Below are 11,668 nucleotides of genomic sequence, written 5' to 3' on the forward strand. Positions count from 1 at the left end.
TAAGCAAGATCAAAAGCCGTCAGTTTTTGAAAAACATGAAAACTGACGACTTTTTTGAAAGGTATGAATAATTCAGGATTATGAATAATTTTAAGCAGAAACTAGCTAAGTGTAATACCAAGAACGTGCACTATAAGATGTATAAAGTTGGGCGTGATTGGTTTTTTGCAAGCGCTTCAATTATTGCGTTAAGTCAATTTTTGTTTGGTGGGACCGTTAAAGCTGATACGACAAATACCAGTCAATCGACGATCACAACGGCTAAGGTGACCGCGGCAACACCGCAATCAGGGGACACCTATACGCTAACGACAAGTGCAACGGCGGATGCAGACGGTAGTCAAGCGCAACAAGAGACAGCTACAACACTGGATAAATCGGATTTGGCAACCAACACGCCTAGTTCGGAAACTGCGCAGACACCTGAGCAGTCTACGGCGACAACGAGTGATTCAAGTTCGGTTGATTCGACAACGACAGCAGCGACTGATGTTCAATCAGTTCAAAAACCGGAAACTAGTGAATCAACGGCGGCAACGCCCAGTGCGACTGGTGAGGTCCAAAACACTGATGGTGCTAATGCGACGACTACAAGCGCGGCTAACGACACCAGTAGCACACCGGTTACGGATTTAACGTCACAATTGCCTGCTGGGAGTAAGGTAACGACAAACCAAGGAAAAACGGTTATTCAGTTACCAGCTAACAGTGATTTAGACGCTGCCAAACAAGTTGTTTCGGCTAGCGGTATCGCCGGTTCGGTTGAAATTAACGCTGCCGCGGCTGATACGGGTGCGATTCAATTGTCTGGTAAAGAGGATGAGTGGAACACGGTCAAGAATGACGAGGTTGGTTATGGTAAGGTTGCTGCGACTGATGCGAAGACTGCTAGCGAATCGTTTACGGCTGGCGGCGTAGCAACAATGGGAACTGATGGGACGGTAACATTACTGCCAGTTAAGAGTAAAAATGAGGTTGCGCAATATATTTTTAATAATAATCTGGACATGACTAAAGAATGGTCGTTGTCTGGTTACTTTAACTTTGCGGATACTTGGAATGCAGGGAAAAACGGTTGGAGTTTTGCGAATGGTGCAGGAATTATTATTTCTGGCGCAACTGCGGCAGAATTGGCTGCCGGAAACGGTGATGCTTCATTGGGAATTGGCGGTATTCCGGATACTATCATTGCTAGTCTGGATATGTATAACAATCCTACCGTCACTAATGGCACCTATACGAATCCTGAGACTAACACGACAGTTGATTACACTGTTACGAAAGATGAAATAATTGAAGGAACTACTAATCCGGGTGGTAATCCAGGACCTTTAAATGGTGATGGCGTTTTAATTAATAAAGATGATTCAAGTATGTCTGCTGGTGGATTAGCAGTTAACAGCCAGACGGCAGAATCGGCGTTGAAATTTATGACAACTAACAGTGATGGGAGCGTTGTAAGTAGTACTGATACGACTGCGTATGCACCGGGTTCCGGAAATCAGATGGTTACGGATGCGAATAAGAAAAATCCTAGTATTGGTACAAATTATCCATGGAAAGATTACTTTACCGTTGTCTGGACACCTACTGGTACGGTTGTAAACGATAAAATTACAGGGACGTTAACGTTGTATATGACAGGAAATACGATTCTTTTTCCATCAACTTATGATTCCGATGGAGACGGTACAGCCGATGCCAACTTTAAAATTAGTACCACTTATGATGCACCAATAAACGCAACAGTGGGTTTAGTTGCAGCATCAAGTCCATCAGGAGTTACAACTGGTAATGCCGGTCAACGCCCAACCACCGCTCAAGTCACCAAAATTTCCGCCGCCCTAAAAACAGCCGGTGTCACTGTCTACTACAAGGGTCTACCCGATAATATCGTACTGAAGGAATCCACCATCTATGCCAACGTGGGTGACGAAATACTGGTCACCGGTGATGCAACTACCGCAGGCTCAGGTACCTATATTGCGCCAATCGTCAGTGGGTATCACGTTGATTCTGTTACGGGTTTAACCAGCCCACTTTCAGGTAACGTTGATAATCTGGTTGCTCAACTGAATGATAACGGATCGAACCCCAATATAATTACAGTAACCTACGCAGCTGATTCACAAACTGCGCAATTGTCAATGGATGGGACAGTTGATCCTAATTCGGCAACGTCAGGAAAAACGGGTGACTCGATTAAGTTTGCGATCACCGATAGTAGCATTCAACAAGCCGGAGAAACATACACAGTAACGGCACCATCCGGCAGTGTATACAGTTCACTCTCAGCAGCGTTAGCGGCAGAAGGTACTTATGATAACACCGCAAATGGCGCAAGTGGGCCGGATAGCGAGGTTCAGAATTTTAATATTACGATCTATAAAATCACGGCTGCTAATGTCACTAATGAACCCGATGTTTCAACAGCAGCGACTAATTTAACGAAGTTGATTTCTGGCGATCAGCCTTTGGATGGCGCGGCAATCACCGCGGCAGCAACGGCTTTGAAAAAGGCACAGGATGCTGCTCAATCATCACGAAGGACGGCAGTAGACGGCGCCAATAACTTAATTACCGCTGCTAAACCATTAGCAACCAACCAGTCAGTTGGTACCGATGGTAAAACGCTTCAAACGCTATACGATAATTTAACCAGCCTCGTTAACGATACGACAACGGATGACATTTATGGTAGCGATGGTCAGATATATAAAACTGCAACGGATTTACCATCCGGCGTCACGCCAGTTAGTTTGACGACGGCTGTCGAGACAGCAACCACCGCACTACAAAATGGCATTCAACACTTACAAACGACAATGAATGTAGCACCGTACGCACAAGAACCGATGCCTGATACAACGGATGGGACAACGCTTGGCGATGCCGCAACGGCACTAGACGAGACTGCACCAACCGATTATGCGGCTTTGAGTACCCAAATCGTGGCGCTGCAAGCGGCTATTGACGGTGCTAAAGATAACCGTTCAATTGCGGAAAAAAACGCCGAAAATACGATGACGGATCCTGCTACGACGGCCGTTGCGACTACTCCAGCGGTCAGCGATGCAATCAAGCAGCTAAATACGGCTTTAGATAACGCGGAAGGTAACACAGGTACGACTGCCCAAATCACAACGGCGACCGATACTTTGAAGAATCTGGTTACTGCCGTTGGTAACGCCAACACAGCACTTGGCAACGTTGACCAATACGGAAAAGATGTTTCGACCCCAGCAACCGATCTTAAGAATGCTTTGGCGGACTCAGCAACCAGTACCGCACAATTAACTGATTTAACGACAGCTTTAACAACGGCACTTAAAACCGCTACTACGGATCGGGCAACAGCTAATGATGCGGCGACAACAATTGAGGGTACTGCGACAGAAGCAATCGTTGCGGCCAATCCGGATGTGGCGGCAGTAGTTGAAAAACTTAAAACAACTGTAACCAAGGCTGGCAACGATACCGATGGGACAACGGGAACGAGCGACATTAACGCTGCCATTGTGGCGGTAGCAACTGCCATTAGCGGTGCCACCTCACCATACAGTAATGAAGTAGCCGTTCAGGGTGCTAAAACGGTGCTAGATCAGGCACTTGCTGCTAGCCCTGCTGATATTGCGGCGATTAACAACGCAACCACTGATTTAACGCAGGCCATTGATCAAGCGAAAACATTACGGGATGGTGCTGAATCAACGGCTTCAACGATTGAGTCGACGGTTGACCAGAGTACGACTTTAAAGGATAACGAAGCTGTTCAAAATGCCAAAAATGCTTTAACTAATGCAATTACGGGTGCGGATAATGGTACCGGCGATACAGCAAGTATCACACAGGCCATCACGGATTTGGCAACCGCAGTGAGTGGTGCAACTGATCCATTAACGAATGAACCAGAAGTTGAGAAAGCCAAAAATGCGTTAGATAATGCGCTGAAAGATGGTACTGCAACCCCAGAAACTTTAACGGCTTTAACAACAGCGTTAACGACCGCTTTAGATGACGCCAAAACACCACGGGACGAAGCGGTATCTAAGGGTCAAACAGTCGTTGATACGGTGGATCAAAGTACAGCTTTAAAAGATAACGAAGCCGTTCAAAATGCCAAAAATGCTTTAACCAAAGCAATTACGGATGCGAACGATGGAACTGGCAACACAGCAAGCATCACGCAGGCTATCACGGATTTGGCAACCGCAGTGAGTGGTGCAACTGACCCACTGACAAATGAACCAGAAGTTGAGAACGCCAAAAATGCGTTAGATAATGCGCTGAAAGATGGTACTGCAACCCCAGAAACTTTAACGACTTTAACCACGGCACTAACAACCGCTTTAGATAACGCCAAAACACCACGGGACGAAGCGGTATCTAAGGGTCAAGCATTCGTTGATACGGTGGATCAAAGTACAGCTTTAAAAGATAACGAGGCCGTTCAAAATGCCAAAAATGCTTTAACCAAAGCAATTACGGATGCGAACGATGGAACTGGCAACACAGCCAGCATCACGCAGGCTATCACGGATTTGGCAACCGCAGTGAGTGGTGCAACTGACCCACTGACAAATGAATCAGAAGTTGAGAAAGCCAAAACAGCGCTAGATAATGCCCTAAAGACTGAAACGGTCACAACAGCCGAAATTAGCGCATTAACTGATGCCCTAGATAGTGCGAAGACAGCACGGGATAACGTGATTCAGGAAGCAACAACGGTCATTACGGATACGGCTGGTGTTAAGGATTCAGCGGTAGGGTCAGCCATTAATGATTTACAAACTGAACTGGACAATGTTGATAAAGGAACGGTGACAACCGCCAATATTCAAGCAGCAATCGATCAGGTGACAATTGCGGTTGATGGCGCTGCAACTGCTGCAATCGATGCAACGAAACCGTACAGTAAGGAAGACGCAGTCAATGATGCCAAAACGGCACTTCAAACGGAAATTGATAAGCACGCAGACGCCAAAACGATTGCGGCTAAAACGGTTGGTTTAACCACGGCTATTGCGACCGCTAAAACGTTACGGGACAATGCAGATGATGCTGCAACGGATGCGTTAAAGACGGTCACGGCAACGGTGAGTTCAAACCCAACTGTGACAGAAGCCGTGAAAAAGTTGAAGACGGCAGTTCAAATGGCTGGCGATGATAACGGGACAACCGCTGCAATCAACGATGCAATTACAGCGCTCGCAACTGCCATTAGCGGTGCCACCTCGCCATACAGTAATGAAGTAGCCGTTCAAGATGCTAAAAAGGCGCTAGATCAGGCACTTGCTGCTAGTCCTGTTGATATTGCAACGATTAACCAAGCAACCACTGATTTAACGCAGGCCATTGATCAAGCAAAAACGTTACGTGATGGTGCTGAATCAACGGCTTCAACGATTGAGTCGAAGGTTGACCAGAGTACGACTTTAAAGGATAACGAAGCTGTTCAAGATGCCAAAAATGATTTAGCCAATGCAATTACGGATGCGGACAATGGTACCGGCGACACAGCAAGTATTACGCAGGCTATTACGGATTTAGCAACTGCAGTGAGTGGTGCAACTGATCCACTGACGAATGAACCAGAAGTTGAGAAAGCCAAAAATGCGTTAGATAATGCACTGAAAGGTGGAAATGCAACGCCAGAAACTTTAACGACTTTAACCACGGCACTAACAACCGCTTTAGATAACGCCAAAACGCCACGAGATGAAGCGGTATCTAAGGGTCAAGAAGTAGTTGATACGGTGGCTCAAAGTCCAGCTCTAAAAGCTAACGAAGCCGTTAAAACTGCTACCACCGCTTTAACCACCGCAATTACGGATGCGAATAATGGTACCGGCAACACAGCAAGCATCACGCAGGCCATCACGGATTTAGCAGCCGCAGTCAGCAACGCCACCGCACCATTAACGAATGAGCAGGCGGTTGGCGATGCGAAAGCGGCGCTAGACAAGGCGTTGAATACCGATGCGACAACACCTGATAAGATTGCAACATTGACCACTGACCTAACCACGGCACTAAATACCGCTGAGGCGGTCCGTAATCAAGCTGCAACTGATGCAGCTACCGCAATTACGGCTGCTACCGGTGTGAAGGATGAGCCAACGGTAAAGCAGGCCATTACAGACTTGCAAACCACGTTAGATGGTGCTGATAAGGGCACTCAGACCACGGCTGATATTCAGCAGGCGATTGATAAGTTAACGGCCGCAACTACGACCGCTGCTAATACCGCAGCTAATGCAACAAAGCCATACAGCCTTGAACCAGCAGTAGCGGCTGCTAAAGCGGCGTTGACCACCGCAATCGGAAACGGAACTGATACGAAGACGATTGCTGATAATACGGCCGCCTTAACCGCAGCAACGGCCAAGGCCAAAACGCTAAGAGATACGGCCAACGGTGATGCGAACACCGCATTAGGAAACGTGACCGAAAGCCTGAAGTCCGTGCCAGCAGTCTCAACAGCGGTTGAACAGTTAACGACGGCAGTTCAAAATGCAAGCGATGATAAAGGCACGACAGCCCAAATCAATGATGCAATCACGGCACTTGCGAATGCTATTAGCGACTCAACGGCACCATATGGCACTGAACAAGCAGTTAACGATGCCAAAACGGCATTAGACGGAGCGTTAGGTGCCAATCCAGTCAAGACGCCTGCCGAACTCAATCAATTAACAACCACTTTGACGCAAGCAATTGAAGCGGCGAAAACGGTCCGTGATGGCGCAAATGCGGATGCAACAACGGCCACAGAAACGGTTGATCAGAGCCCGGTATTATCGAAAAATACTGCCGTTCAAACCGCCGTCACCGCTTTGAAGACGGCGACGACTCAAGCTAACGCTGGTCAAGGCACCACGGCAGCTATCAATCAAGCGATTACGGATCTCGCTAAAGCGGTGAGCGGTGCCACTGACCCACTCACGAACGAAACCGACGTTGCCACCGCCAAGACGGCGTTAGATGACGCGCTGAAGACGGCTACCACAACGCCTGCCGAACTTAACGACCTAACTACGGATCTCGCAACTGCTTTAGAAGCGGCCGCGACCGATCGAGATCAGGCGACAACGGCCGCAACAACTGCAATCAATGATGCTAATGACGTTAAGACCGATGACGGCGTTGCGCAAGCCATTTCAACGTTACAGAAGACGCTGACTAACGCGGGGAAGGGTGCTGCGACAACTGACGATGTTTTAACCGCAACGAAGCAGGTCAACACGGCAATCGGACAGGCGGCAACGCACGCTATCAGTGCAACTGCACCGTACAGTTTGGAATCAGCGGTTGCAACGGCAAAGGATACGTTGAATCAGGCGATTGCGACGAACGCTACGCCGAAGACGCAGAGTGAGCTCACGAGTAAGTTAAATGAAGCAATCGAGACAGCGCAAGGTGATCGGACGCAAGCTCAGACGGCTGCCGATACGGCGATTACTGATGCTGAACCCGTAAAGGCTAATCCGGCAGTTGCGGCAGCTATTGCGACCCTGAAAACGGCCCAAACGACGGCTGATAACGATGCCAATACCACGCAAGATATTTTAGATAAGACTCAGGCACTTAAAGACGTGATTACAACAATCAAGTCGACCATTAAAACGGCGCAGGATTTGGTCACCACGACCACCGCACCGGTTAGTTTGGAACCTGACGTTCAAAGCGCTAAGCAGGCCTTGCAGACGGCTTTGGCCGATCCAGCGACAACGAGTGAAACGTTGACGAAATTAACAACGGCACTAGATCAGGCGCTTAAAGCGGCCAATACGACTCGTGATGATACTAACGACGATGCCGCTGACGTGGTAAAACAAGCTGGTGATGACGCGGTGGCGCAAAATGCCACGGTTGCTGCGGCGATTGCTGACCTCAAAGACGTGCAACAACAGGCCGGTTCCGATGCTGCAACGAGTCAGCAAATTACTAAGGCGATTTACCGAGTAGCGGATGCAATTCGGTCGGCAACTAAGGTTAAAACGGCTGCTGGACTGGCCCTTCACATTCAAATCAGTCCGGTTAAACTAGAGGCGGCGGTTGCGAAGGCCGGCCAAGATCTCAGTCGGGCACTTGATAACCCATCAACGGATACCCCAACCCTTGAACGGTTAACGGCGGCGTTAACGACAGCCATCGATAACGCTAAGACTGCGCGTGACGTTGTTAATCAAACAGCGGATGAGACGGTCAAGGCCACTGATGACGCAATGTCGACCTCAGCGGCCACTAATCCACTAGTTGCACAGGCCGTTAAACAGTTACAGGATGTTCAAGACAAAGCAACTACGGGTGATGCTACCACCGCAACCATTGAAGCAGCGGCCGAAGCACTGAAGACGACGATGACGGCGGTCAATGGTGCTAACAGCGCATTGGGTGATACCGCACCATTCTCTAATGAAACGGCAGTCGCAACGGCGAAGGACACGCTTCAAACGTTACTGCAAGATCCAAAGGCAACGCCAGCGACCGTTACGGCAGCAACAACGGCGTTAGAAGATGCAGTCACGGCCGCCAAAGACGCACGGCAAGCAGCCAACGATGCCGCAAACGCCGCAGTAACAGCGACTAAGACTAACGGCAACGCCCAGAATCCAACTATCACGAAGTTGGTTGAGACGTTACAAAATCTTCAAACCGAGGCCGCGGCAGATAACGCCAAGACGGCTGACATTCAAACGGCTACCAGTCAGCTGAGTGATGCAATCGAGGCTGCCAATCAAGCAGCTGCAGCGGCGACTGCTGAAGCAGCGACAACGGCAAACGCAACGACTGATGAGCAAGCGTCATCAACTGAGCAAGCACCAGTTTCTGGGCCAGCAACAACGATGCTGCCAGAAGCTAATTCAAACATCAATGGTACCGATGCGGATCATCAAGAACAACGGCAGTCACCAAATACTCAGAATAGTTCTACCGTCACAACATCAAATGGCCAACAAGCAGACTCACAAACGCATCAAACGGTTAACGCAGCCAACCTTAATGCGAGTGGTGAAGCCGCAGGTGAACAAGCAGGTATGGTTAAAGGCCAGGATCAACTGAATACCACCAATACCAGCGACTCAAGTACAGTATTACCACAAACTGACGAGGATGCTAATGCGGCAGCGGTAGCCACTGGCATCGGGTTGTTGAGCCTGTTAGGGCTGTTCGGTCTTGGTAAGAAGAAACGGCGGCGTGATGATCAGTAGTATTTGATTTTAGAAGAAGGGGCGTTATAAAGAAGGTGCGTGGGGAATTACCTGATGACAGACACCCAGCGTAAATGAATAATCACGTGCACATAAAAAACGTCATAAAAGCCACTGCAGGCTCATCTTAGCTGCAGTGGCTTTTATTGAGTTATTTGTTAATCTAAGTTAATTTTGGCATAGTAGGTCCGCTAATTATCAGGCGATGGCGGCACTTTAGAGACTTTGCCCGAACTTATAAATGGCATAGACCACACTGATGATACATGATAAAATCAAGGATGTAGGAAAGTTAGTGAGGGTTGGCGATCCCAAACAAAGGAGTTGGTGCTTATGGAACACCGTAGCACTTGTTTTTATCCCGATGGAAAGGAACGCCTTGGTGGCAGCCATCATTTGGTTGTTTTTTGTACTCATTCCATTTTTGATTGGTCTAAGACGCGCAACTCATCATTTGAGATTGTGGGTCATCGAACTGATTGGACTGACGATTGTAGTGCAAATATTAGTGATAATCATCAAAAAAGACCGCACATAAACTTTTGGCCAAGTTTGCGGTCTTTTTTGACTAAATAATTAAGCCAGCCGTCATTAACGGCACTACAACGGGTGGTGTTCCAGCACCACTTGCTTACATAAGTTAGTTTAGCATTTAGAACATGACATCGTCAACTAAAGCAAGATGTGAATTTGATTGATATAAAGGTGGTATTTCATGGAATCTGATTTAGATTTATTAATGCAGGTAGATTAGCTAACCCACGGACTAGTTGTGGGCTTTTGGGTGCTGTTAGTGGTTGATGCAATCTTGGTTGGGTTGATTATCGTCACCCGGATGTTAACTTGGATGATCCTGCTGTTAGCATGGTTGATTGAGCGGAACGATGACCGACGGATGAAAGGGTAGCGACGAACAGCGTTATTAACCAGATGGCGGAAAAGCCCACTAACCTGTGATTGGCAGTTAGCGGGCTTTTCAGATTATCCCAGCGTCAAACAGCGCTAACCCTCAGCCAAATTGATACAGTAAGTAGCACCACAACAGCCGTCACCGGAAAAATCTAATTTTCTCATTTAATTGCCATTAAGTGTGTTATACTATGCACATACCCAGTAAAATAAACAAAGGGTGTCACACATAATTAAGTTCATAGCAGTTCACTACATAACTAAGGGGTGTTTCATATGACCTACAAATTTTCAAAGCGCGTTCCACAATCCGACACTGATGCTGTTGGCGATATCTTAAAAGTTGCTGGTGATCCAAAAGTCATGTCGTTTGCGGGTGGCTTGCCTGCACCAGAATTGTTCCCAGTTGAACAAGTTAAGAAGGCGGCCGACAAGGTCTTAGATGAAAAGGGTCAATCAGCGTTGCAGTACGGTTCTTCACAAGGCGTGCCAGAATTACGGGACGTGATTTTAAAGCGGCTTAAAGTTGAAGGCATCGATACCGATACGGACCACGTGATGGTCGCAACCGGATCACAACAGTCGATCGACTTGACCGGGAAAATGTTCATCGATGAGGGCAGCACTGTTATCGTTGAAGATCCAACTTACCTGACCGCGATTGACGTGTTCCGTTCATACGGCGCACGGTTCGTTGGCGTTGATATGGACGAAGATGGGATGCGGATGGATTCGCTGGAAGAAGCCCTAAAGGCTAACCCAGATACCCGTCTCATCTACACGGTGCCAACGTTCCAAAACCCAACTGGTCGGACAATGACCTTGGCACGGCGGAAAAAGTTAGTCGAATTAGCTGAAAAATACGATGTCATGATCCTCGAAGATAACCCATACGGCGCCATTCGTTGGGAGGGCGAGAACTTGCCAGCCCTGAAGTCTCTCGACAAGAGTAACCACGTCATCTACATGGGGACGATGTCGAAGATCTTCGCCCCCGGCTTACGGTTAGGTTGGGTCGTCGCTGATCCGAAGTTGATCAAAAAGTATACGATGATGAAGCAGTCCGCCGACTTACACACGGACAGTTTTGCCCAGTACGTTGCGGCTGAGTATTTTGCCGAAAACGACATCAACGAACACATTGCAGCCATCACCGCGCTCTACCACAAGCGTGAACAGATCATGGTGAATGCTGTTGATAAATACTTCCCAGCGGGCGTCACCCACAGTAACCCTGAAGGTGGCATGTTCCTCTGGGTCATGGTCCCCGGCGTTGAGGACTCACAGAAGTTGTTTGACGCAGCCCTCAAACGCAACGTGGCCATCGTGCCTGGTGATCCGTTCTTCGGGAACCAAACGATTCCTGGGACGTTTAGAATGAACTATTCGAACACGCCGGAAGATAAGATCGAAGATGGCGTGAAGCGCTTGGCTGAAGCCATTGAGGAAGTTATGGCGGATGGTGAGAAGTAACTGTTAGTTTTAAGAATTAGTTGAATAATGTGAAAAGGTCTCGTAGGTCCTCAGATTGAGGATCTTGCGAG

The 11,668-nt window shown here is 48.1% G+C and carries 2 protein-coding genes; both read left to right on the forward strand.

Annotation, left to right across the window (positions count from 1 at the left end; genetic code table 11):
- The first annotated feature begins 80 nt into the window (after positions 1-80).
- Entirely contained in the window at positions 81-9,215 is a 9,135-nt protein-coding gene (locus tag ACYVR3_RS07975) for a KxYKxGKxW signal peptide domain-containing protein (protein WP_461243815.1), read from the forward strand.
- 1,185 nt (positions 9,216-10,400) lie between these two features.
- Positions 10,401-11,597 (forward strand): aminotransferase-like domain-containing protein, encoded by a 1,197-nt coding sequence (locus tag ACYVR3_RS07980; RefSeq protein ID WP_461243816.1) that lies wholly within the window; start codon positions 10,401-10,403, stop codon positions 11,595-11,597.
- Positions 11,598-11,668 lie beyond the last annotated feature (71 nt).

This window comes from Secundilactobacillus muriivasis, assembly GCF_054785195.1.